General features: G+C 58.0%; 23 protein-coding genes. 12 read left to right on the top strand and 11 right to left on the bottom strand.

Annotated features, from left to right (window positions below; all coding sequences use genetic code 11):
- The first annotated feature begins 136 nt into the window (after positions 1-136).
- From L861_RS09045 to L861_RS09020, 6 genes are all read left to right on the top strand, one after another.
- Positions 137-1,810, top strand: coding sequence for a L,D-transpeptidase family protein (locus L861_RS09045; RefSeq protein WP_016416765.1), 1,674 nt, complete (start codon positions 137-139; stop codon positions 1,808-1,810).
- Positions 1,811-1,983: 173 nt separating this feature from the next.
- Complete coding sequence (locus tag L861_RS09040; protein WP_016416764.1) at positions 1,984-2,190, top strand: cold-shock protein; 207 nt, start codon at positions 1,984-1,986, stop codon at positions 2,188-2,190.
- 249 nt (positions 2,191-2,439) lie between these two features.
- On the top strand, positions 2,440-4,209 hold the full coding sequence (locus tag L861_RS09035; protein WP_016416762.1) for an SLC13 family permease: 1,770 nt from the start codon (positions 2,440-2,442) through the stop codon (positions 4,207-4,209).
- Positions 4,210-4,299: 90 nt separating this feature from the next.
- A complete protein-coding gene (locus tag L861_RS09030; RefSeq protein ID WP_016416761.1) occupies positions 4,300-4,971 on the top strand; it encodes an alpha/beta hydrolase in 672 nt (223 codons plus the stop codon).
- Between the two features lie 6 nt (positions 4,972-4,977).
- Entirely contained in the window at positions 4,978-5,610 is a 633-nt protein-coding gene (locus tag L861_RS09025; protein ID WP_016416760.1) for a DUF938 domain-containing protein, read from the top strand.
- Positions 5,611-5,713: 103 nt separating this feature from the next.
- Positions 5,714-5,938, top strand: coding sequence for a hypothetical protein (locus L861_RS09020; protein WP_016416759.1), 225 nt, complete (start codon positions 5,714-5,716; stop codon positions 5,936-5,938).
- Positions 5,939-6,040: 102 nt separating this feature from the next.
- On the opposite strand, the gene L861_RS09015 is transcribed toward L861_RS09020, so the two are convergent.
- The 6 genes from L861_RS09015 to L861_RS08990 form a co-directional block, all read right to left on the bottom strand.
- Positions 6,041-6,529, bottom strand: coding sequence for a hypothetical protein (locus L861_RS09015; protein ID WP_016416758.1), 489 nt, complete (start codon positions 6,527-6,529; stop codon positions 6,041-6,043).
- A 64-nt stretch (positions 6,530-6,593) separates the two neighbouring features.
- Positions 6,594-7,094: a hypothetical protein gene (locus tag L861_RS09010; RefSeq protein ID WP_016416757.1), complete on the bottom strand. Its 501-nt coding sequence runs from the start codon at positions 7,092-7,094 to the stop codon at positions 6,594-6,596.
- 1 nt (position 7,095) lies between these two features.
- The gene (locus L861_RS09005) at positions 7,096-7,887 is read right to left on the bottom strand and encodes a polymorphic toxin type 44 domain-containing protein (RefSeq protein ID WP_016416756.1); all 792 of its coding nucleotides are present in this window, start codon (positions 7,885-7,887) and stop codon (positions 7,096-7,098) included.
- A gap of 3 nt (positions 7,888-7,890) precedes the next feature.
- Positions 7,891-8,370 carry a PAAR domain-containing protein gene (locus L861_RS09000; protein WP_016416755.1) on the bottom strand — a complete coding sequence of 160 codons (480 nt, stop codon included), beginning with the start codon at positions 8,368-8,370 and terminating at the stop codon, positions 7,891-7,893.
- Positions 8,371-8,631: 261 nt separating this feature from the next.
- Complete coding sequence (locus L861_RS08995; protein ID WP_016416754.1) at positions 8,632-10,044, bottom strand: PhoH family protein; 1,413 nt, start codon at positions 10,042-10,044, stop codon at positions 8,632-8,634.
- A 460-nt stretch (positions 10,045-10,504) separates the two neighbouring features.
- Positions 10,505-11,908, bottom strand: a complete 1,404-nt coding sequence (locus L861_RS08990; RefSeq protein WP_016416753.1) for an aminotransferase-like domain-containing protein — start codon at positions 11,906-11,908, stop codon at positions 10,505-10,507.
- A 268-nt stretch (positions 11,909-12,176) separates the two neighbouring features.
- Between L861_RS08990 and L861_RS08985 the strand changes: the two genes are divergently transcribed.
- The 3 genes from L861_RS08985 to L861_RS08975 all read left to right on the top strand — a co-directional run bounded on the left by L861_RS08985 (position 12,177) and on the right by L861_RS08975 (position 14,590).
- Positions 12,177-13,355, top strand: coding sequence for an MFS transporter (locus L861_RS08985; protein WP_016416751.1), 1,179 nt, complete (start codon positions 12,177-12,179; stop codon positions 13,353-13,355).
- Between the two features lie 103 nt (positions 13,356-13,458).
- Positions 13,459-13,962: a GNAT family N-acetyltransferase gene (locus tag L861_RS08980; protein ID WP_016416750.1), complete on the top strand. Its 504-nt coding sequence runs from the start codon at positions 13,459-13,461 to the stop codon at positions 13,960-13,962.
- A 34-nt stretch (positions 13,963-13,996) separates the two neighbouring features.
- A complete protein-coding gene (locus tag L861_RS08975; protein WP_016416749.1) occupies positions 13,997-14,590 on the top strand; it encodes a DUF3394 domain-containing protein in 594 nt (197 codons plus the stop codon).
- Positions 14,591-14,616: 26 nt separating this feature from the next.
- Here L861_RS08975 and L861_RS08970 read toward each other — a convergent pair whose 3' ends face one another.
- Complete coding sequence (locus L861_RS08970) at positions 14,617-15,126, bottom strand: Lrp/AsnC family transcriptional regulator (RefSeq protein WP_016416748.1); 510 nt, start codon at positions 15,124-15,126, stop codon at positions 14,617-14,619.
- Between the two features lie 124 nt (positions 15,127-15,250).
- On the opposite strand from L861_RS08970, the gene L861_RS08965 reads away from it, so the two are divergent.
- The 3 genes from L861_RS08965 to L861_RS08955 all read left to right on the top strand — a co-directional run bounded on the left by L861_RS08965 (position 15,251) and on the right by L861_RS08955 (position 17,053).
- Positions 15,251-16,249 (top strand): nucleoside recognition domain-containing protein, encoded by a 999-nt coding sequence (locus L861_RS08965; RefSeq protein ID WP_016416747.1) that lies wholly within the window; start codon positions 15,251-15,253, stop codon positions 16,247-16,249.
- 256 nt (positions 16,250-16,505) lie between these two features.
- A complete protein-coding gene (locus tag L861_RS08960) occupies positions 16,506-16,763 on the top strand; it encodes a type II toxin-antitoxin system Phd/YefM family antitoxin (RefSeq protein ID WP_016416746.1) in 258 nt (85 codons plus the stop codon).
- The gene (locus L861_RS08955; protein ID WP_016416745.1) at positions 16,751-17,053 is read left to right on the top strand and encodes a type II toxin-antitoxin system RelE/ParE family toxin; all 303 of its coding nucleotides are present in this window, start codon (positions 16,751-16,753) and stop codon (positions 17,051-17,053) included. The genes L861_RS08960 and L861_RS08955 overlap by 13 nt, the downstream gene beginning before the upstream one ends.
- Positions 17,054-17,143: 90 nt before the next feature.
- Here the strand turns inward: L861_RS08955 and nirD are convergent, their stop codons facing one another.
- The 4 genes from nirD to L861_RS24475 all read right to left on the bottom strand — a co-directional run bounded on the left by nirD (position 17,144) and on the right by L861_RS24475 (position 21,796).
- On the bottom strand, positions 17,144-17,551 hold the full coding sequence (nirD, locus tag L861_RS08950; protein WP_016416744.1) for a nitrite reductase small subunit NirD: 408 nt from the start codon (positions 17,549-17,551) through the stop codon (positions 17,144-17,146).
- Positions 17,552-17,716: 165 nt separating this feature from the next.
- Positions 17,717-20,221, bottom strand: coding sequence for a nitrite reductase large subunit NirB (gene nirB, locus L861_RS08945; RefSeq protein ID WP_016416743.1), 2,505 nt, complete (start codon positions 20,219-20,221; stop codon positions 17,717-17,719).
- On the bottom strand, positions 20,218-21,471 hold the full coding sequence (locus L861_RS08940) for an NAD(P)/FAD-dependent oxidoreductase (protein WP_016416742.1): 1,254 nt from the start codon (positions 21,469-21,471) through the stop codon (positions 20,218-20,220). Before L861_RS08940 ends, nirB begins: the two co-directional genes overlap by 4 nt.
- Positions 21,472-21,505: 34 nt before the next feature.
- Positions 21,506-21,796, bottom strand: coding sequence for a hypothetical protein (locus tag L861_RS24475; RefSeq protein WP_144062993.1), 291 nt, complete (start codon positions 21,794-21,796; stop codon positions 21,506-21,508).
- Positions 21,797-21,893 lie beyond the last annotated feature (97 nt).

Here is a 21,893-nt window from a genome sequence, read left to right as displayed (position 1 = left end):
TTCTCGGTTGGTCCATTGATAGCTAAATTAACTAAGGTGATTGGAAGGCAGTACCATGACCTGGGACAGTCTTCATTATGACTGCAGCGGGTAGGATGGCCAATCCGTTGAAGCGTTGAAAAGAGGCAGGGAGCCCATGCTTAAAGTTCGATTAGCCAAGGTTCTGTTCGTGTTGCTGTGTGCCGTGACATGGAACACAGGCCCAGCCTGGGGGCAGGAGAGTGCCTCGATCCAAGCCCTACTGCACGAGGAAGAGCAAGACACGGCGCTTGGTCGGCTCGTTCGCGATTTTTATCAAGCACGCAATTATCGACCGGCGTGGCGCGAGGCGTCGCGTGTGTCAGCCTTGGTGACGGCACTGGAAGGCTTGGATCGTGATGGTTTGAGGCCATCCGACTACCGCCCCGACGCGTTGGCATTGACCTGGCAACGCATTCAACAGGCAGAAGAGAGTTCGCAACAGACAGGAGAGAGCTCGAGCGAGGCGATAGCGCGGGCTGATTTGGGCGCTACACGGCGCTTCCTCCTGGCCTTGCGTCATCTGTACCTCGGCAAGCTCGACCCCAAGACCGTCGACGATGACTGGGACCTTCCTCAGGCGACGTTCACGCCGGACATGGCGGCGCTTTTCCAGGCTGTCGAGGCGGGAAATATCGAAGCAGCCTTCGAGCGGGTCCGGCCTCCTTATCCGCCTTATGAACGCCTGCGTAAGGGTTTGGCCCATTACCGGGCCATCGAGGAGGCTGGGGGGTGGTCGACACTGCCAGCCCGTGATTCGTCCCTGCGGCCTGGCGATCGCCACCCCGATGTTGCCCTGCTGCGCCAACGGTTGGGAGTCCTTGGACAGCCCGAACTATTGGCGGCGGATACCGGGCATTATGTACGAACGTTCCGTGACGTCGTGCTCGAGTCCCCAGACGCCGAATACTATGACGCAACGCTGGCGGAGGCCGTGCGTGAATTTCAGCGCCTCCACTTGCTGGAGGACGATGCAGTGGTGGGGCCACAGACTCGCTCGGCACTCAACGTGGGGGTGGGGACGCGGATCGACCAGATCCGCGTCAACCTGGAGCGGGCGCGTTGGCTGTTGCACGATGTGCCGGAGAGCTTCGTGCTGGTGGATATCGCAGGCTACAAGTTGAGCTACTTTCTTGGCTCGGGGGATGTCTGGCGGACACGCATCGTGGTCGGTCAGCCATATCGCAAGACACCTTCATTGCGTTCGTCGATCACGCATCTGACCTTCAACCCGACCTGGACGGTGCCACCGACCATTTTCCGGGAAGACAAGCTGCCGAAGATTCGCGAGGACCTGGATTACCTGAAGCGGGAGAACCTGGCCGTCATCGACTACCAAGGCAACCAGCTCGACCCTGAAACGGTCGATTGGCAAAATCCGGGGCCGATCATGCTGCGTCAGGCGTCGGGGGGAGACAATCCCTTGGGCAGGGTGGTGATCCGCTTCCCCAATAGCTACTCAGTATATCTGCACGATACCCCGTCACAGCATCTGTTCGACAATCCGCAACGGGCGGTGAGCTCGGGCTGTATCCGGGTCGAGAACGCCATGCAGTTCACCCGTTTGCTGCTTGACGACAATCAGCGCTGGGATGCGGCGTCTCTCCGCCAGGCGGTGGACAGCGGTACCACGCGCACCGTCAATCTACGCCGGCGGGTACCGGTCATCCTGCATTACTGGACAGTGGATGCCAGCACCAACGGCCACTTGGCATTCCGGCCGGACATCTATCAGCGTGACATGGCGCTGCGTGTGGCGCTTCATCGCCCTTTGCAACAAAATTTTGATTGACGTGGTCATTCACAAGGTGCATGCTGCGCGCTGTTGGTTAGCAAGTCGAATATCGTCAGCAGTACTCGAAAGTTGTCATAGAACTTCGATAGCCTGGTGAATATCTCCCTTGTTTTACCCACGCGTCTCGGGTAATTCCCGGCAACATCATCAAGTTATGAAGGATTTAACACATGGCAACTGGTACCGTTAAGTGGTTCAATGATTCCAAAGGCTACGGCTTCATTTCTCCGGACGACAAGGGCGACGACCTGTTCGCGCACTTCTCCGAGATTCAGTCCGATGGCTTCAAGACCCTGCAAGATGGCCAGAAGGTCTCTTACGAGGTCTCTCAAGGCAAGAAAGGCCTCCAGGCTTCCAACATCAAGGTCGTCAGCTAAGCGCTGACGAACGAGATGCTCGCTATCGTCAGATAGTGATCCACAAGGCCCGCTTCGGCGGGCCTTGTTTGTTTCAGGGCTATCTCTAGAGTTGCCCATCTTCCATCTTCCATCTTCCATCTTCCATCTTCCATCTTCCTTCTCTCCTCTTATCCCTTTTTCGTCTAGATAAATTTCTACAAATAACTTTGGGGTATATCCTGTGGCGTTCACAATGGGGCGTTTCGCCTCGTCGTCCATGGATTACTCATGCCGCTAGATGCCTGGCTTGCTTTCATCGCTGTTATCGCCGTTTTCCCCTTGATGGCCTTCACCCGCATTGGTGCCGACATGGTTCTGCTCGGTGCGGTGGTCGTGCTGTTGACCCTGGGGGTGATTGACCCGCAGCAGGCGTTGGCGGGTTTCTCCAGTAGCGGCTTGTTCACCGTGGCTTTCATGTACGTGCTGGTGGCAAGCATTCGTGAAACCGGCGGCATCGACCTGATCATCCGCTATGTGCTAGGGCGCCCGAAAGATGAGGGTAGTGCCTTGAGGCGTCTGCTGGTGCCGGTGGCCAGTATGAGTGGCTTCATCAACAACACGCCCGTGGTGGCTACCTATATTCCGGCGGTACTTAGCTGGAGTCGGCGATTGGCATTGCCTGCTCATCGCTTCTTGATGCCATTGAGCTTTGCCTCGATCCTTGGCGGTACCATTACCCTGTTCGGCACCAGCACCAATCTGGTGGTCAACGGTATGCTCGCTGATCGTTATCCATCGCTTGCCATGGGGCTGTTCGATATCGCCTGGGTAGGCGTGCCGGTGGCGGTGATAGGGGTGGTCTACCTGTTGGTGGTGGGGTATCGGCTGTTACCTGAGCGCCGCGGAGCCGAGCAAGTTTTCGAGAACCCTCGTGAATTCACTATCGAGATGGAAGTCGACGCCGAAGGGCCGTTGGTCGACAAAACGGTAGAGGAAGCCGGCCTGCGCCATCTGCAGGAACTGTTTTTGGTCGAGATCGAGCGCGGGGGCAACGTGGTTAGCGTCGTCGGCCCCGGAGAGAAACTCAAGGGCGGCGACAGGCTGGTGTTTGCCGGGACCTCGGCGGGTGCGGTAGAGCTGCAACAAATGCGCGGCCTGGTGCCTTCCTACCATGGGGAGTCGAGCCTGGAGAAAGACTTCAAGGAGCGTCGTCTGGTCGAGGCGGTGGTCTCCGATCAGTGCCAGTTCGTCGGTCAGCGCATCCGTGAGGGCCACTTTCGCACCCTCTATGGCGCCGCGGTGCTGGCGGTGTGTCGAAACGGAGAACGTGTTGCCGGCAATCTGGGACAGATTCGTCTGCAACCGGCCGACGTGCTGCTGCTCGAGGCGCGGCCACCGTTCATCGAACGCCATCGCCAGTCACGCGATTTCCTGCTGATCAGCCAGGTCAATGGGTCGGCTCGCCCGGTACATGAAAAGGCCTGGATGGCTTGGAGTATTCTCATCGGTGTGGTCGCGCTGGCCACGTTCGGTGTACTGAGCCTGCTCAATGCCGCGATGCTTGGCGCAGCGCTGGCGGTGGTTACCGGTTGCTGCAGTATCGGCGCCGCCAAGCGTAGCCTGGATGTGCAAGTACTGTTGACCATCGCCGCCTCATTTGGCCTGGGCGCTGCCCTGGAGAATTCCGGTGCCGCGCAGACCCTGGCGACGACGGTGCTGGGCTTGGCCAATGGCGATCCCTGGTTGATGCTGGTCATGGTCTATGTCGTGGTAGCGTTGTTGACGGCACTGATTACCAACAATGCCGCAGCAGTCATCACCTTTCCTATCGTCGTCGCCAGCGCTGAAAGCATGGGGGTGAACCCGATGCCTTATGTGGTGGCGGTGATGTTTGCCGCTTCGGCGAGTTTCATCACGCCCATCGGCTACCAGACCAACTTGATGGTGTATGGCCCAGGCGGATATCGCTTCGGTGACTATCTGCGGGTAGGCGGCCTGCTCAACGTGCTCGTCGCACTCGTTGCCTTACCATTGATTCCGCAGATATGGCCATTTTGACGACGAGGCGAGCCTTGTATCGACGTCGGGGTCGCCGTCGGAAGAGGCATGAGGTAGGGTATCGAAAACCTTGCAAGGAGTAGCCCCCAAATGAGCCGACCCACCGAACTGGTCATCGAGCCTCGCAACGGCAAGCCCGCCGATAGCTGCGTGATTCTGCTGCATGGCCTGGGGGCCGATGGCCACGATTTCGAGCCGTTGGTGCCGGCATTGGATCTGCCTTCCGACCTGGCGGTGCGTTTCGTATTGCCTCACGCGCCGCGACTGCCGGTCACCATCAATGGCGGCATGGTGATGCCGGCCTGGTATGACATTCTGGAGATGGATATTGGGCGCCGCGTCGACGTGCCTCAGCTCAAGGCTTCGGCCAAGCGGATACATGGTTTGATTGATGCCGAGATCGACAAGGGGATCGACAGCCGGCGCATCGTCCTTGCCGGTTTCTCACAGGGTGGGGCGGTGGTCTATGAGGCGGCGTTGACCTATCCTCGGCCGCTGGCCGGTTTACTGGCGATGTCGACCTACTTTGCCACTGCCGACAGTATCGAACCCCACGAGGCCAATCGTGGCCTGCTCATCGAGGCCCATCACGGCACCTTCGATCCGGTCGTGCCGGAAAGCCTGGGCCGCGCCGGAACCGAACGTGCCAGCGAGATGGGCTACGAGGTCAATTACCGCACGTATCCCATGCAGCATTCGCTGTGCCCTCAGCAGGTCGCTGACATTGGTCCCTGGCTGGCCCAGCGCCTGGCAAAGGGGTGATCAGTCATGAATAGGCAGGATTCGATACCATCCGAACCCGATGCCCGCCTGTCTAGCCCGGCGACGGCACGCAATCGGGAACCGATTCTCGAGGTACTGCGCCAGTATCTACCGTCGCACGGGGTGGTGCTGGAAGTTGCCAGCGGCAGTGGTGAACACGCACTGCATTTCGCCACCGCATTGCCTGACCTCGACTGGCAGCCCAGTGACCCCAACCCTCGAGCGCGATCCTCGATTGCCGCCTGGCGCGATGGCCAAGGGCCGGCCAATCTGCGTTCGCCACTGGCTCTGGACGTGATGCGGCGCCCTTGGCCGGTGGAAGGCTTCGATGCCTTGGTGTGTATCAACATGCTGCATATCTCACCTTGGAGTGCTGCCGAAGCATTGCTGAGTGAGGCCGGAGAGCGACTCCCCGTGCATGGCGTACTGTATCTCTATGGTCCATTCAAACGTGATGGCCAGCATACCGCCCCCAGTAACGCCGAATTCGATCGAGATCTGCGCATGCGCAATCCCAGTTGGGGGATCCGCGATCTTGCCGAAGTGACCGCCCTGGCGAGCCAACACGGCCTGCACCTGGACGCTGTGGTGGACATGCCAGCCAACAATCTCAGTGTCGTGCTGTGTCGTCATCCATAACGCCCCTCTATAACGCCCCCTCTCGAGAATAGGGAATGGAGCGCTTGAAGTTTTGTCTCATGCCTTAAAGACTGAAAGAACCATGTCAGGGAGGAAATAGCGCATGCACGACCTATCGGAAGAGTTCCGCCTGCCAGTGGGATGCCCCAATTGCGGTAGCCATCTCATGCGGGTGTCCGAGGTGCACAACCCCGATGACAAGGTGTTCTGTACCTCCTGCAATACCTATGTTTGCCTCTACCACGAGGCCGAGACCATCCTGCGCCAAGGGCCGGGAAGCGAAAGCGAGGCATTGATCGAGAAAGCCGTCAACCGTCACGAACCCTGAGTTGGCCATGGCCTGAGTCCTGTGTGCTACAGGACTCAGGCTGCCGACAAAGCGCCCAGCCAGACGTTTTTCGTCGTCTATCGGCATCGTTGAGGCGCCGTATCAAGGATCAAAAGAGGTGCAGAAGAACCAATTCGGAACTTCCGCTTTCTGGCATAGAAAGTAAGGCGGGCCGTCCTGTTGCTTTACGGCATCTTCTAGAGACGGAACGACATCTTCATCAACACCACCGATCTCGCTATATTTATAATACCAACTAGGACGAAAAAAAGTAAAAAACTGATCTATAGTGAATACGGCTGTTTGGTTGAAAGGATCATTGTTGAAGTAAATCTCATCAATATCGGATTGCTCGATAGTGTCATAGATATCATGTGGAATGGCGTCGCTAAGATCTTGTGGGTTCGTGCCGGATGAGGAGATTGATAGAATCTTGAAACCTAGTGTTCGTGAGAGCTTGACCAGCGTATCGTTGATTTCGATCAGCCGGCTGTCGATCTTGTAGGTGATCGGTGGGGTGAGAAATTGGTAGACTGAAAAAATGACGATAGCGGCAAGGGCCGAAATTTTCGCTAATTTACGTTTGTTCATTACCCTGTCCTTGTCACTTTCGTCCAGTTAGGCACGCAGGCATCGGCATCGCTGGGACGCCTTATCAAGGATCAAAAGCGGTGCAGAAGAACCAATTCGGCACTTCCGCTTTCTGACAGAAGAAGTAGGGGGGGGTGTCCTGTTGCCTTACGGCCTCTTCCAGAGACGGAACGATATCTTCGTCAACACCACCGATCTCGCTATATTTATAATACCAATAAGGGCGAAAAAAAGTAAAAAATTGATCAATGCTGAATACTGCTGTTTGGTTTACAGGGTCGTTGTTAAAGTGAATCTCCTTGATATCGGATTGCTCGATGGTGTCATAAATGTTGGGCGGAATGGCGTCTCTAAGAGATTGAGGGTTTGTGTGGGATGAGTATATTGATATACCTGTGAAGCCTAGTGTCCGTGATAGCTTGACCAACGTGTCGTTGATTTCGATCAGCCGGCTATCAATCTTGTAAGTGATTGGCGGGGTAGTGTATTGATAGTATAAAAAATAGCTGATGGTTGCCACTGCGGCGATGGCCGCTAGTTTACGCTTGTTTCTGACAATTCCCATGTTACTCTCGCCGCTCCCTGGCGCGTTGGCAGTCGTGCAATACTTTCGAACCGACTTCCATCGGGTATGGAGCGGCTTCTATCCTGTCGAGCAATATCTGGGCGGTCAGACGCTGTGGATCGGGGTATGCATCGAACAGATCGTAGCCGATTCTGATCGACAGTGAATCCGTCGTATCATCGAAGCGCTGCAGCCCCTCTCCATTGGTGGACGCTCTATTGGTAGGTGATTGGAAGCGATGAAGATCCGTTCCCACCTGCTCGAGTCCGGCGCCATCCAGCAGGGCATCCCGGGAGAAGCCGCAAAACAGCCCCATATAGCCATAGTGGATATTGGACCAGATGTCGTAGAAATATTCGTATTTCTTGTATTTATGGTGATGTCGATAGGATGTTTTGCCTAAGGTCTCAAATCGCCCTGCAATTCTTCGTTTGTGATCCCAGTCATGGTCCTGCATGACCATCCAGGTCCATCTGGACCATGCGGCTCGTTGCTGGGCATGCTCGATATCATAAAAACCGGGTTTCACAACGGCTCTACCGATTTGTTGCAGAAAACCCAGTTCTTCTCCTTCTTGCTGCCATTTACTGAGTTCCCGCTCGGCACTGTAGGCATTTTGCTGCTTCATTCGAAGCGCGGCGTCCGATACCGCATTCTGCTGGATTTCTTGTACCATCCAGGCGGCAATGTCCACTGCCTGATCAGGATGGCGACAGGGTAGTGTCACCTCGTAAGGGTCGTTAATGCTGGCGGGGGTCGTTTGGGTCGTTGCTACTAGTCGCCATTCGCTCATCGGTCACTCCTTGACCAGAATTCTTACGCCTGAGGAAACGAAACGGGAGTCGGCGATGTTGGCTTCGCCGTTGGCATCGGTCACGCCCTCGAGCACCTCGCCGCTGTCCAGTTCCAGCCGATAGGCAACGCTGGCATAGGGCTTGCCACTCGCATCCTTGAAGATAACTCGTCGATTATAGCTTTCCCCCTTGGCGGGGCTGAGCGGTTGCATCGCTCCGCCTCGCGGCGAGCCGATCTTGACCGTGGAGGCGGCTATCACCTGGCCGCCACAGGAAGTCGCACTACCGTGCACGGCGGCAGGGGCGTCTTCTATCTGGTACCAATCGAGGCCAGTGACGATGCTTGCTCCGCAGGAACTCTTGTCTCCGGCCCGGGCGGCGGGCATGTTGTCGACCAGAGTACGCTTGGCTCCAGTCACGATGTGGTGGGGACCACCCTTGCATGGGCAAGCGACCAGGTCACCCAGTTTGGCAAGATCCATTTACCTGTTTCCCTGTCAACGGTTCAAGGAACCGTTCGTATGCGTCGCGTATCTTCGCACGCTGCTTTTTCAGTGCGTCCTCAACGCTGGCGTGAGGCAGTGACGTCGGCAGTATATAACGGAATGTTTGGATATGTTAAGAATTGCTAAATAAGTGATTATGTAATCTCACGTGCCAGCTCAATCTGAACTGCCCCAAAGTTGGACTCCGTTCCAACCCGGGGGCAGCTCAAATGCCGGGGCTTTTGGTAGCAAAAAAGGCTAGAGCAGTTCTTCTGCAGCCAGTGCCAGGCGTGAGCGCTCGACGCTGCGCAAGGTGATGTGGCCGGCGTGCGGCCAGTTGCGGAAGCGTTCGACGATCGCCGCCATGCCGCAGGTGTTGGCGGTGAGATAAGGGGTGTCGATCTGGCCAACGTTGCCGAGGCAGACGATCTTGGTGTTGCGCCCAGCACGGGTCACCAGCGACTTGAGTTGCTTGGGTGTGAAGTTCTGTGCCTCGTCGATGATTAGGAAGGTGTCGTTCAGGGTGCGCCCACGCATGAAGGTCGGTGAGCGGATCTGCACCCGCGAACCGATCAAGGTGCGGGTGGCGCCGTCGTTCCAGCTCGTGCTGCCGTCCTTCTCGTCGCGTAGCAGGTTGTCCATGTTGTCGTGGAAGGCGCCCATCCACGGCGACATCTTCTCCTCTTCGGTGCCGGGCAGGAAGCCGATATCCTCTCCCATGGGAATCGGGGCGCGGGTGAAGACGATGCGCTCGAAGCGTTTGGTATCCAGGGTTTGCTGGAACGCCGCCGCCAGCGTCATGTAGGTCTTGCCGGTACCGGCGCTGCCAGCGATGGTGATCAGGTCGATTTCCGGGTCCATCAACAGGTTGAGGGCGAAATTCTGACGGCTGTCGTGGGCGTGGACACTCCATACACCGGCGTGATGCCGATAGTTGGTCAGCAGTTGTAGCCGTGCGGTGTGGGGGCCCAGCTCGCGCACGATGGCTTCGAAGTCGGCACCGTTCTCGCTGTCGGATACCAACATGCCGACATGCCAGTCATCGGGCAGGTCGCCTTTCAGTTGATAGAAGGTCTGATGATCGATGCGCTCGACCTTGACCTCGACATTGAGCGACTCCCAGAGTCCAGCGCCCCCTGGACCAGCGTCGGTGTAGACCTTGGCGCCTTCGATCATGGCGTCGTTGTCGGAGAACACCCGGTCGTTGAGGTAGTCCTCGACCGGCACCTTGAGCGCAGCGGCTTTGACTCGCAGGTTGATGTCCTTGGTGACCAGGATCACCGAGGCATCGGGGCGTTCGTCGCGCAGGCGGCAGGTTTCCGCCAGCAAACGGTTGTCGGGGCTGTCCTCCATGTTGTCCAGGGGCAGCAGGTCCGGATAGCAGAGGAAACGCAAACGACCGACTGGGCCGATCGAACCGGGCAGGGGAATGCCTTCCTGGATCTCGTCGAAGCTGACCTGGTTGGTCAGGTCGGATAGGGTGCGGCTGATTTGCCGGGCGGTGCGAGCGATCTCGCGAATGCCATTCTTGTGTTTGTCGAGCTCTTCGAGGACGGTCATGGGAATGACCACATCATGTTCCTCGAATTGGTAGAGAGCTGCGGGGTCGTGGATCAGGACATTGGTATCCAGCACGTAGAGCCGTGTGGCTTTCTTATCGATGCGTACCATCGGCTTGAGCACTCCTTGGATTGACGGCATGGTCGACACTGGCACTGACACCTTACGGTCATATGACAGGCTGTCATGCGTTCGGCCGGTAACGTTTCCGTGGGGGATGCGTGATCGTCGATGGGCTCCTTTCATAGGCTATTTGACACTAAAATGAACGGTGCGCTCCGTTATTGCCAGTGCGGCCTTTCACGCTAACTTTGCTTAATGTGTGTCGTTTGCCTGGAATACGGGCACTTGTACATGGTGTCGCGACTGGCGAATGAGTGCAATAAGAGGGGGGGACGGGAGAAAACAGGCTGATGTTGCCTAGTCTGTCGCCTATATCGGTAAGAGGGCCAACGCACTGAGTGCGTTGGCCCTCTTACCGATACTGATGCAGTGCAGGGTCATCCAGCCTACCCTGAGATGCCGGTGCTTGCCAAGAAAATCGGTCAACGTTGATCGACGCTGGTTCGCTTCAGGCCACCATTTCAAGCGGATTGTTGAGAAACGTTGCTGCTCGAGCATCACGTGTGTAGGCCACATTGATGCGTACCCATGGAGAGCTGGTTCCGTGGGGTAAGAACATATGCCCCGGCGACAGGCTGATTCCGGCATGCTGGGCATTCTGTACCAACTGGGTAGAGGATTCGACTTGGGGATGTCGTGTCCAGATGAACATGCCTCCGGCAGGCTCCGCAAAGATTTCCCAGCCTGCGCTTCTTATCAGGTTCAGGGCTGAGGCCATTTGGCCGGACAGCTTGACCCTGAGCCGTTCCGCCAACTTCCGGTAGGAGCCGTTGTGGAGCATGGTCGTGGCCACTTGCTCGGCAAAGCGTGAGGCTGAAATATTGGTGAGCATTTTTACATCGACCAGGTGCTTGATAAGAGACGGCTGTGCGGCGATGAAACCGACTCGCAACGAGCAGGACAGGCTTTTGGAGAAGCTGCCCAGGTAGATGACCCTGTGCAGTCCGTCCAGGGCAGCGAGCCGAATCGTGGGGTCATGCTGAAAGTCTGCATAGACATCGTCTTCGACAATCTGGAAATCGTACTTTTCGGCGAGCTGAAGCACTTGGTGGGCGACGGTCGGGGCCAGTGTCGTTCCCGTGGGATTCTGGAACACGCTATTGGTGAAGAACAGCTTCGGCTTGTGCTTGGACAGCAGATACTCCATCTGCTCCGTGTCAGGACCGCCGGTAAGGCGGGGCACGCCGACAATCTTGATCTGTTGAAGACGCAGCAGGCCAAAGAGGTTGTAGTAGCCTGGCGATTCGACAAATACCACGTCGCCGGGTTTGAGCATCAGCCGAACGATGAGGTCCAGCGCGTGGCTTCCACCTCCCGTCATCAGAATCTGATTCGGGTCCGCTTCGATGCCGAGCAAACGTATCCGTTCTTGAATTAAGGAGCGAAGCTCCGGTATCCCCATGGGGGTGCTGTAATCGAAGATGCCGGAACGGTGCTGTCGGGCGACATGACGTATCGCATATGTCAGGTCCTCTTCTTCGCGCCAATGATGGGGTAACCAGCCGCAGCCAAGTTTCAAGCTGTCTTCATCGGCTTTGAACAGGTTCCACATCTCGTCGGTCATGTCTTCGAGGCTTGTCTGAGCCAATGGGGCCTTCGAGAGGATGCTGGCTGCGTTTTCGGCCACGTAGAATCCCGAACCCGGTTTGGAGCGAACCAGGCCATGGGCAACCAACCTCTCATAGGCTTCGATCACTGCATTGCGGCTGATACCGTGGCTCGACGAGAGGTGCTGTATAGAAGGCAGACGGCTACCTCCGCCGGCTCCATGTCGCTCTATCCACTCGCGTATCCCTTCCTCCACCTGATGTACGACAGGCTTGTCCGAGTGCTTGTCGACTTCCAGCTTCATGCTAAAGAGCTCCCTGCTTCACCAAACCGTTCAGGAAAATACAGGAACAGTTCTTTGATAATCATAGGTAACTGTACCTTATCTGCAGACTATATAAGTGCGAATTTGATGACTCTATAGCACATGGCGTGATGCCGCTGTTCTCCAATTCCAAGCTGCTTTTCTCTTCGCCTGAGATGGTGGGAAATCAAGCCAGAATTCATCGAGAAGTTGGAGATGTTGATGCTGATGTCGTGGGTTATTTCCTCACTCATCTCGGACCGTAGCCATGGATAGGATCAATTCCATACGCCTCGCATTCGCACTGTGCATGATTACCACAGCAGTGAATCTTCAGGCGCCGTTATACGATGATTTCGCAGCGCGAGATGGCGTAGGTGTGGGGGCGACGACGGTCGCATTCTCTTTCTATGTGGTTGGCATCATGCCGGTCCTTCTACTGCTGAATGGGCTTTCTGAGCGCGTTGGCCGTCGTCCCTTGATCGTTGTCGCTTTGCTGTTGTGTTTGGCTGCCACGGTGCTGACTCTCGTCGCACCAGGTCTTGCCACTCTTGCCGTTGCCCGGTTCATGATGGGGATCGGGTCTGCGCTGACCTCGGCAGTTGCCCCAGCGTATATGCTCGATCTATTCAAGAGCGAAGATAGCCGGGTGCCGGCCAACTGGGTGACTGCCAGCACATCGCTGGGCTTCGGTCTTGGCGCTGCCATTACCAGTCTCTTCATCCTCCACTCTCCAAGTCTGACACCGCCGAGTTTCTGGATTTACCTGGGAGCTGGTTCACTGGCACTGTTGCTGGTGATCACCTTAAAAGATGAGGCACCGAGGCGTTCCAGCGCCGAAATGCTGCGTTTGCCGATGTATCCGCCAGGTGCCTTTGCCTATGGGCTGTCCATCTTGCTTGCCTGGGCAACCTCCGGGCTGGTCATCGCCATTCTGCCCTCGGCCTTGGCCCCGTATGGTCTGTCGGGTTGGGCCGGGTTCGCGACATTCGGCATTTGCAGTTGCGGGGTACTGTTCCAGCAGATGGTACGCAAGTTGTCTCCCCCTCTCTCGACTCGAATCGGCTTGGTCATTCTTCCCATTTCCTATGCCCTAATTGCATGGGGGGCATTGCTCGGTGTCTTGGGCGCGGTGCTGGTCGGGACGGTCGCCGCCAGCAGTGCCTGTTATGGATTCATTTATCTGGGGGGATTGAGCGGGGTGCTCGAGGTGGCGGGAGATCAAAAATCCCGCGCCAGTGCAGGATATTTTCTGATGGCTTACATCGGCTTCAGCATCCCAGTGATCACGATCGGTGTCCTGATCGATACCTTTGGTCATGCGATGGCATTGACCTTGTTCGGCATGGTACTGCTTGTCGGCGCCACCGTGGTGAGTTGGATACTCAAGGGCGACAGGCAGCATGACCAGTACGACGCTCAGGCTGTGGCCGGCAAGGTGAAGTGATGAGCTAACGCCGAATGGAAGGAGACAGCCGATATTCAGGCATTGCGCATGGCTTGTAATCCATCGATAGTTCCAACATGGGCGGTGCATGCGGGGAAAAGAGATGAATGAGGTCTTGTTTCAACCAACGATGTTCGATGATCTTGACTTCGTGCTGATTGCTGAAGGGGCACCGGACAGCTCACCTTTCATCACCCCGTGGGATGCTCCCCGTCACTGTCAGGCCATGGCCGATCCCGATATTGCCCACCGTATGGTTTGGAGTGGGGGGAAACCGGTCGGCTTCTTCATTCTCGCTGGCTTGTCCTCACCTCATCGTTCTCTGGAGCTTCGTCGTGTAGTTGCAGCAGAGAAAGGAATCGGGTTCGGACGTAGAATAGTTCGGGAGGTCAAGAGGTTGGCTTTCACTGAGTTGGGCATGCATCGCCTGTGGCTTGATGTGAAAGTCGATAATGGCCGTGCCCGACAACTGTATCGCAGCGAAGGGTTCATCGAGGAAGGGATGCTCAGGGAGTGTCTCGAAGGACCTTCCGGTTACGAGTCGCTGGTCGTCATGTCGATGCTGAGCCACGAGTTCGAAGCCGCATACTCCCCCAGGGCCTTCTAGCTATCGAGACAGATCTACTGCCTGGTCGAGCTGTTTGCAACCGAGCTTATTTGCGCTCCTCTCTATCGGCCTGGCGGCGTTGGTGGCGCCGGTGATTGCCAATCTGGCCGGCGAGGTTGGCATCGAGGTGCCCATGGTGGCCATCCATTTGTTCGTTTTCTACTTCGGTATCTTGGCCGATGACACGCCGCCGGTTGGGTTGGCAGCCTATGCGGCTTCGGCCATCTCCCGCGCCGATCCGATACGTACCGGCGTTCAGGGGTTCACCTATGACATGCGCACGGCAATTCTGCCGTTCATGTTCTTTTTCAATCCGGAACTACTACTGCACGACGTTGAGAGTTGGTACCGAGGCGTCTGGGTGATCTTCACGGCGACGACGGGGATGTTTGCCTTCGTAGCCACGATACAGGGGTATCTGGTGACTTGGGTGCGCTGGCACGAACGTCTGTTGGTGCTGGGCTGCGCCTTGCTGATGATCAAACCGGGATGGATGACCGATATTCCTGGCCTGGTCCTTCTGGTACTGGTTTTCGTCTACCACCGGCACCGTTCCATCGCCGGCGGCGGGCCGTCGGCTTTGTTTGGCAAGGGTAGCTATCCGGCCAGGCAAAGGTCGACCGGGTAGTGTGGGAATATGCTGGGCCTGTCAGGCTATGGGCGGTATCGACCAGTGGGGGCTTGCGGTGAGGAAGGGACATCGCTCTCAAGACCCAAGGGAAGCCGCGTCTCGAACTTGTTGCGTTTGCGGGAGATCAGCGTGCGGAACTTGTGCACGCCTCCTCCTGCATAGAGCACACTGTCACAGAAGCGATCATAGCCCTGCATGTCGGGCACGTTCACGATCAGTACGAAATCGACTTCCCCCGTGACCTGGTAGCACTGGGTGACTTCGGGTGCTGCTTCCACCCGCCTGATGAAGTCGCGATAGAGCGGCTTGTCGTCCCGCACCATGGTCACTTCCACCACCATGTGCAGGCTCGTGCCCAACGTCTCGGGTGCCAGAAGCGCCACCTCGCGCTGAATGACCCCGTGCTTCTTCAAGCGACGTACGCGCTTGAGGCATGCCGATGGGGAGAGTCCAACCCGCTCCGCCAGTGCCTGGTTGGTCAGGCTGGCATCACGCTGCAGCTGATCGAGGATCCTTAGATCGAGTCTGTCCATGGTGCAGAAAATTTCCCTTGCCACCTACGTAAAGCAACATTCTTCCCGTTTCGCGTACAGAACGCCATCGCCTTGTGCGGTACATGAGTAAAGTAAGCAGTTGACTCCCTGATGGAAATGGAACATGGCACAACGACTTCCTACCCGCCTGGCAAGCACGGTGGGGCAGCTGCTTCGCGAGACCTGGACGGTCTATTTGACCTTGCTCAAGGTGATGATACCGGCGCTGCTGATCGTCAAGGCGCTCGAGATTCTGGGCATGACCGAACGACTGGGCGAATGGCTGTCGCCTCTGATGATGCCGCTGGGCCTGCCGGAGCCATTGAGTATGGTATGGGCGGCCACGCTGATGACCAACATCTACACGGGCCTGGTAATCTTCTTCGAGATCTCGCGGGAAACTCCACTCACGGTGGCGCAGGTCACGGTGCTGGGGGCGCTGATGGCCGTGGGGCATTCATTGCCAGTGGAAGGGGCCGTGGCGCGCAAGGCTGGCGTACCCTGGTGGCTGACGCTGCTGTTCCGAGTCGGTGGTGCCTGGCTGCTGGGGTGGGCGTTGCACATGAGCTATTCGCTCGGTGACTGGCTGCAGCAAGCCAACCATGTCGTCTGGGAGCCAACGCCGCGGGATGCCGGCCTGGCGGCCTGGGTGCAGGACCAGGCCATCACACTCGCCACCATCTTCGTGGTGATCCTGGCACTGATGGCGCTGTTGAGTCTGCTGCGCTGGCTGGGCATCGAGCGTTTGATTCACAAGCTGCTGTACCCGCTGCTGCGCTTACTGGGAGTCGGCTCATCGGCAGCTAATATCACGGTGATCGGCATCACGCTGGGGTTGAGCTTCGGCGCAGGCCTGCTGCTGCGCGAGGCGCACTCGGGCCGCCTCATGCCCCGTGACATTGTCCTGACGCTGAGCTTTCTCGGGCTATGTCACAGCCTGATCGAGGATACCCTGCTGATCATGCTACTGGGGGCCGATCTCTCTGGCATCCTGTGGGCACGGCTCGGTTTTGCACTGGTGGTCATTGCGTTGCTGGCCAGGCTGCCTTGGCTGAATCGCGCACGGCTCCCGGCCTGGATGTTCGCTAAGCGGACACTGCCGGAGACGGCCCCGCGCCCTTGATTTGGTCTGTGCCCGGCTCATGAAGATGACTACCTTTCTTCGTTAGATCGATCGTACTTGAGGAGAGGTAGACAGTCTTCAAACTACGATATCCACTCGACCAAGGTGAAAACTGTGGCTCGTTGCCATCCGTGTTATGCAGCCGGCGCGTTCAAGTCAATAAACGCGCCGGCTGTCTAATACCTGTTAGCCGTGATGGCCTGACCCGATAAGTGATACTATAGTGGCACTTATTGGTCTGACTCACGGTGAACCCATGAAAGTTGAGCTTGTTACGAACCTCAAGCGCCAAGCCACAAAGATTTTGGCAGACCTGCATATGACAAAGGAGCCGGTACTGATCACAGAGCATGGTCAGCCATCCGCGTATCTCGTCGATGTACAGGATTACGAGTTTATGCAGCGCCGGCTTATGCTACTTGAGGGGCTCTCACGGGGAGAGCGCGCTGTACTTGAGGAAAGAACGTACAGTCAAAGTGAGGCCAGGGAGAAAATGAGTAAATGGCTGAAGTAATCTGGACGGAGCCAGCCCTTCAGGAACTGGACGCCATCGCTGAGTACATCGCTCTGGATAACCCCACGGCAGCAAGCCATCTGGTAGAGGAAGTTCTCGACAACACTGAGCGCTTGGAAGACTTTCCTCAGTCCGGGCGGGTTCCGCCCGAACTACCCAATTCCATCTACAGGGAAGTGGTAGTGCCACCCTGCCGTATTTTTTACCGAGAAGATGAGAGCCGTGTGCTCATCCTCTATGTAATGAGAGAGGAGCGGCAACTTCGCGCTTACATGCTGGAGAGCAGTTAACCAGGTGCGCACGCGGATGCCGTTGTCTCCGCTTCGCTGCGTCAACGTCACCGGCGGCTTCTCCTCAACTCTCCAATTTGAACCCAACCCTCACGCCTTGATCCACACTTCGTCGCCCTCGAAACGCACCGGCCAGGTGCGCAGTTGCACCGACTCGTCTTCCAGGCACACGCCGTCCTTGAGCCGGAAGTGCTGCTTGTAGATGGGTGAGGCCACCACTGGTTGGCCCTTGAGATCGCCGACGATACCGCGTGCGATGACGTTGGCCTTGGAGAAGGGGTCGTGGTGATCGATGGCATAAAGCTCGGTTTCGTGTCCCGGCAGCCCCGGCGTATTCGGGCCGGTTGGTAAATAGAACAGCGCTACCTGGGCCGGGCCCTCGGCGGTTTCGATCCAGGCGGCGACCCCGGAAAAGGCCACCAGGTCGTTCTTGGTGCAAAGTGTCTGCCAGCTCACGTCAGCCTCGGTCTCGGTCTTTAAAGCGGTTGCGGTACTCATGAGGTGTTCCTCGTTTTATTCGGTTGTTGATTTGATGCTGAAAGGTGTCGAGCGAAGCTCAGGCAAGCAAAAATTCGCGAGAGGGCGGAGTTTACTGGTGTTAAATGAGCACCTTGAGCGAATTTTTAACGCTGCCTGAGCGAGCGCAGACCGTTTCAGCGCAAATCAAGCGGGGCGCAGTTGGCCGCGCTCCTCCGTCACGATGATATTGGGATCGGGGCGATCGTCGTTGACGTAGCTGCGGAAGCGCTTGAGCTTTTCCGGGTCCTTGAGCGCGTTGGCCCATTCGCATTCGTAGCGATCCACCACGTCCTGCATCTGCTTCTCGAGTTCATCGGCGATCCCCAGGCTGTCGTGGATGATCACGTCCTTGAGGTAGTCGAGGCCGCCGTCGAGGTTCTCGCGCCATACCGAGGTGCGCTGTAGGCGGTCGGCGGTGCGGATGTAGAACATCAGGAAGCGGTCGATGTATTGGATCAGCGTCTCGTCGTCGAGGTCGGTGGCGAATAGCTCGGCGTGACGCGGGCGCATGCCGCCGTTGCCGCACACGTAGAGGTTCCAGCCGTTCTCGGTGGCGATCACCCCGACGTCCTTGCTCTGTGCCTCGGCGCATTCGCGGGTACAGCCGGAAACCGCGAACTTGAGCTTGTGCGGTGAGCGCAGCCCCTTGTAACGGTTCTCGACATGCAGTGCCATGCTCACGCTGTCCTGCACTCCATAGCGGCACCAAGTGCTGCCGACGCAGGATTTCACGGTACGCGTGGCCTTGCCGTAGGCGTGGCCGGTTTCGAAGCCGGCATCGATCAGTTCCTGCCAGATGTCCGGCAGGTCGTGGAGCTGGGCGCCGAACAGGTCGATGCGCTGGCCACCGGTGATCTTGGTGTAGAGGCCGTACTTCTTGCCTACCTCGCCGAGTGCGATCAGCTTGTCAGGGGTGATCTCGCCACCAGGCACGCGCGGCACCACCGAATAGGTGCCGTTCTTCTGCATGTTGGCCATGAAGGTGTCGTTGGTGTCCTGCAGTGGGATGTGCGAGGCATCGGTGATCGGCTCGTTGAAGCACGAGGCCAGGATCGAGGCCACCGCCGGCTTGCAGATATCGCAGCCCAGGCCGCGCCCGTGCTTCTTGATCAGCTCGCTGAAGGTCTTGATGCCTTCGACGCGCACGATGCCGTAGAGCTCCTGGCGGGTATAGGCGAAGTGTTCGCAGATCGACTTGTCGACCTCAACGCCGCGAGATTCCAGTTCATGGTCGACCACGCTCTTGAGCAGTGCCGCGCAGCCGCCGCAGCCGGTGCTGGCCTTGGTTTCGGCCTTGACTGCCCCGAGGTCGGTGGCGCCGGTATCGATGGAGGCGCAGACATCGCCCTTGGTGACGTTATGGCAGGAGCAGATGGTGGCCGTTTCGGGAAGTGCATCGGCGCCGAGGGTAGGAGCACCTTCGGTGCTTGGCAGGATCAGCGAGGCTGGGTCCGCGGGCAGCTCCAGGCCATTGCTGTAGTACTGCATCAAGGTGTCGTAGTAGCTGTTGTCACCGACCAGCATGGCACCGAGCAGCTTCTTGCCGTCGCTGGAAACCACCAGCTTGCGATACTCCTGCTTGATCTGGTCCAGATAGCGGAACATGCGCGCACCGGGCGAGCGGTCGCCGTGGGCATCGCCGATCGAGCCTACATCGACGCCGAGTAGCTTGAGCTTGGTGCTCATGTCGGCGCCACGGAAGGTCAGTTCGCCTTGGGTCAAGGTGTCGGCGGCAGCCTTGGCCATCTGATAGCCGGGGCCGACCAGGCCGAAGATGCTGTTGTTCCACAGCGCCACTTCGCCCACGGCGAGAATCGTGGGATCGCTGGTCAGACAGTGGTCGTCGACCACCACGCCGCCGCGCTCGCCCATTTCCAGGCCACTGTCGCGGGCCAATTCATCGCGTGGGCGAATTCCGGCGGAGAACACGATCAGGTCGGTCTCCAGCACCTTGTCGTCCTGGAATACCATGCGATGGAAGCTGGCTTCGCCATCCTCGATGCGTTGGGTGGCGCGTTCGGTCAGCACTTGTACCCCCAGCGATTCGATCTTCTCGCGCAGCAGTTCGCCGCCTTCACTGTCGACCTGCATCGGCATCAACCGGGGAGCGAATTCCACCACCGCGGTATCCAGGTTCAGCCCGCGCAGGGCATTGGCCGCTTCCAGGCCCAGCAGGCCACCGCCGACCACCACGCCGGTCGTGGCCTTTTCGGCCGCTGCGCGGATGGCATCGAGGTCTTCCAGGGTGCGATAAACCAGGCAGTTGGGGCGGTCGTTACCGGGGATCGGGGGCACGAATGGATAGGAGCCAGTGGCCAGTACCAATCGGTCGTAAGAGTAACGACCTTGGTCGGTGACCACCTCACCATTGTCGCGGTCGATCTCGGTCACTGCTTCGCTGAGGCGCAGTTCGATGCCATGCTCGGCGTAATAGTCGGAAGCGCACAACGCTAGCGACTCGGCGTCGCGACCGGCGAAGTATTCGGAGAGGTGGACCCGGTCGTAGGCCAGGTGGCGTTCTTCGCCGAACACGATGATTCGATACGCTTCGGTGGCGCCACGTTCGATGAGTTGCTCGACCAGGTGGTGGCCGACCATGCCGTTACCGATGACGATCAACTGCTGTTTGTCGGAATGCGAGACGTTCATGCGGCCTCCTCCTCGAGGGGGATGGGGGATTCGAGAAACGGTTTGGCATCGCTGGCACCGAACAGCAGTGCCTGGCGGCAGGGCCGGACGTCGCGACCGGCCAGCGATTGTTCGAAGTACCAGGGGCCGGCAGCGGTGTCGCCGTAGAGCACGGCGCCCTCAATATGGCCATCGCGCAGCAGCAGGCGGCGATAGTCGCCATGCTGGGGATCGTGGTAGGTCAGCACCTCGTGGTCGTGATCGGCGTCGATGCGACCGAAGGAATAGAGAGAGACGCCGCTGATCTTGAGCTTGGTGGCGGTGGGGCGTTCGACGTAGCCAGTGACCGGCTCGCCACACAGATGGGCGGCCAGGACGTCGACCTGGCGCCAGATGGGCTCCACCAGGCCATAGGTCAGGCCCTGGAATTCGCAGCATTCCCCCACGGCATGGATCATGGGGTCGGAACTGGTCAGCAGCTCGTCGACGACGATGGCACGATTGACCTCGAGTCCGGCGGCACGGCCCAGTGCGACATTGGGGACGATCCCAGCGGCGATCACTACGCAGTCAGCGGCCAGGAAACGGCCGTCCTCGAGCCAAGCGCCGGCGACTTGACCGTTACCGTCGTCTTGTAGGGAAACCAGGCTGCCGTTGGTCACGATCTTCAGGCCGCGGCTTTCGAGTTCGCTTTCGAGCAGTCCGGCAGCGGTGACATCGAGCTGGCGATTCATCAGGCGGTCGTCGCGTTGCACCACGCTCACGGCCATGCCGCGTTTTCTCAGGCCCTCGGCGGCTTCCAACCCCAGCAGGCCGCCACCGATCACCACTGCTTGGCCGCTGTGTTCGGCAGCGCGAGTCAGCGATTCGGCATCGTCGAGATCGCGGAAGCCATGCACACCATCGAGGTTGGTGCCAGGCACTGGCGGTATGAAGGGGCGCGAGCCGGTGGCCAACACCAGGCGGTCATAGCCGATCTGGCGCCCAGCGGCGGTGGTTACCGTACGCGCGCGGCGATCGATTTGCTCGACGCGCTCGCCGAGGATCAGTTCGACTCCTTGTTCCTCGTACCACGCGGCATCACGCAGTGTCAGTGCCTGACGCTGTGTCTCGCCGGCCAGCCAGGGCGACAGCAGAATACGGTTATAGGCTGGTGCCTGTTCCGCGCCGATCACGGTAATCCGAGTTGGGCGCGTTGGTTTCTTGAGCAGGGTCTCCACCAGGCGGTGTCCGGCCATGCCGTTGCCGATGATCAGCAGGTGCTCGCTCATGTCTCTCCCCTACAAACGACAATGGCGCCTGACGCTAGGGACCTCGGGTCCACTTGCGCCAGGCGCCATTGCCTGAATTTGCGACAGCTTTGCTTGTGTCGTATTGCTGGCCTGTGACCAGCGGGCGGTAGTCAGCTTTAGGAATCGTCTTTGATCCGCGATTACCGCGTTTGTCCTGATCAAAGCGAATAGCGTGCCGAAAAATTTGATAGACAATAAAAATCAAAGAATTACTAGTTAGGCGAGCAAGCAAGAAAGAATGAGTGAAGGAGATGATGATCTTCTGCCGTGCATGGCGGGAGAAAAATGCACCAGCATGGCGCACGGAATATGGTTCCTATACGAGAAATACTGACCTGTTGGCAGTGTGTCTTTGGTAATTGAGTGAAATTAAAGGGTTTGTCAGATGATGGTCAGGAGTT

The organism is Litchfieldella anticariensis FP35 = DSM 16096, from assembly GCF_000409775.1.
GTDB classification, from domain to species: Bacteria; Pseudomonadota; Gammaproteobacteria; order Pseudomonadales; family Halomonadaceae; genus Litchfieldella; species Litchfieldella anticariensis.
This window is presented reverse-complemented; position numbering and strand designations above follow the sequence as displayed.

Excerpts from the sequence above, each read along its gene's own strand:
- L861_RS09045 (WP_016416765.1), top strand. The coding sequence starts at position 137 with ATGCTTAAAGTTCGATTAGCCAAGGTTCTGTTCGTGTTGCTGTGTGCC.
- L861_RS09040 (WP_016416764.1), top strand. The coding sequence starts at position 1,984 with ATGGCAACTGGTACCGTTAAGTGGTTCAATGATTCCAAAGGCTACGGC.
- L861_RS09035 (WP_016416762.1), top strand. The coding sequence starts at position 2,440 with ATGCCGCTAGATGCCTGGCTTGCTTTCATCGCTGTTATCGCCGTTTTC.
- L861_RS09030 (WP_016416761.1), top strand. The coding sequence starts at position 4,300 with ATGAGCCGACCCACCGAACTGGTCATCGAGCCTCGCAACGGCAAGCCC.
- L861_RS09025 (WP_016416760.1), top strand. The coding sequence starts at position 4,978 with ATGAATAGGCAGGATTCGATACCATCCGAACCCGATGCCCGCCTGTCT.
- L861_RS09020 (WP_016416759.1), top strand. The coding sequence starts at position 5,714 with ATGCACGACCTATCGGAAGAGTTCCGCCTGCCAGTGGGATGCCCCAAT.
- L861_RS09015 (WP_016416758.1), bottom strand. The coding sequence starts at position 6,529 with ATGAACAAACGTAAATTAGCGAAAATTTCGGCCCTTGCCGCTATCGTC.
- L861_RS09010 (WP_016416757.1), bottom strand. The coding sequence starts at position 7,094 with ATGGGAATTGTCAGAAACAAGCGTAAACTAGCGGCCATCGCCGCAGTG.
- L861_RS09005 (WP_016416756.1), bottom strand. The coding sequence starts at position 7,887 with ATGAGCGAATGGCGACTAGTAGCAACGACCCAAACGACCCCCGCCAGC.
- L861_RS09000 (WP_016416755.1), bottom strand. The coding sequence starts at position 8,370 with ATGGATCTTGCCAAACTGGGTGACCTGGTCGCTTGCCCATGCAAGGGT.
- L861_RS08995 (WP_016416754.1), bottom strand. The coding sequence starts at position 10,044 with ATGGTACGCATCGATAAGAAAGCCACACGGCTCTACGTGCTGGATACC.
- L861_RS08990 (WP_016416753.1), bottom strand. The coding sequence starts at position 11,908 with ATGAAGCTGGAAGTCGACAAGCACTCGGACAAGCCTGTCGTACATCAG.
- L861_RS08985 (WP_016416751.1), top strand. The coding sequence starts at position 12,177 with ATGGATAGGATCAATTCCATACGCCTCGCATTCGCACTGTGCATGATT.
- L861_RS08980 (WP_016416750.1), top strand. The coding sequence starts at position 13,459 with ATGAATGAGGTCTTGTTTCAACCAACGATGTTCGATGATCTTGACTTC.
- L861_RS08970 (WP_016416748.1), bottom strand. The coding sequence starts at position 15,126 with ATGGACAGACTCGATCTAAGGATCCTCGATCAGCTGCAGCGTGATGCC.
- L861_RS08965 (WP_016416747.1), top strand. The coding sequence starts at position 15,251 with ATGGCACAACGACTTCCTACCCGCCTGGCAAGCACGGTGGGGCAGCTG.
- L861_RS08960 (WP_016416746.1), top strand. The coding sequence starts at position 16,506 with ATGAAAGTTGAGCTTGTTACGAACCTCAAGCGCCAAGCCACAAAGATT.
- L861_RS08955 (WP_016416745.1), top strand. The coding sequence starts at position 16,751 with ATGGCTGAAGTAATCTGGACGGAGCCAGCCCTTCAGGAACTGGACGCC.
- nirD (WP_016416744.1), bottom strand. The coding sequence starts at position 17,551 with ATGAGTACCGCAACCGCTTTAAAGACCGAGACCGAGGCTGACGTGAGC.
- nirB (WP_016416743.1), bottom strand. The coding sequence starts at position 20,221 with ATGAACGTCTCGCATTCCGACAAACAGCAGTTGATCGTCATCGGTAAC.
- L861_RS08940 (WP_016416742.1), bottom strand. The coding sequence starts at position 21,471 with ATGAGCGAGCACCTGCTGATCATCGGCAACGGCATGGCCGGACACCGC.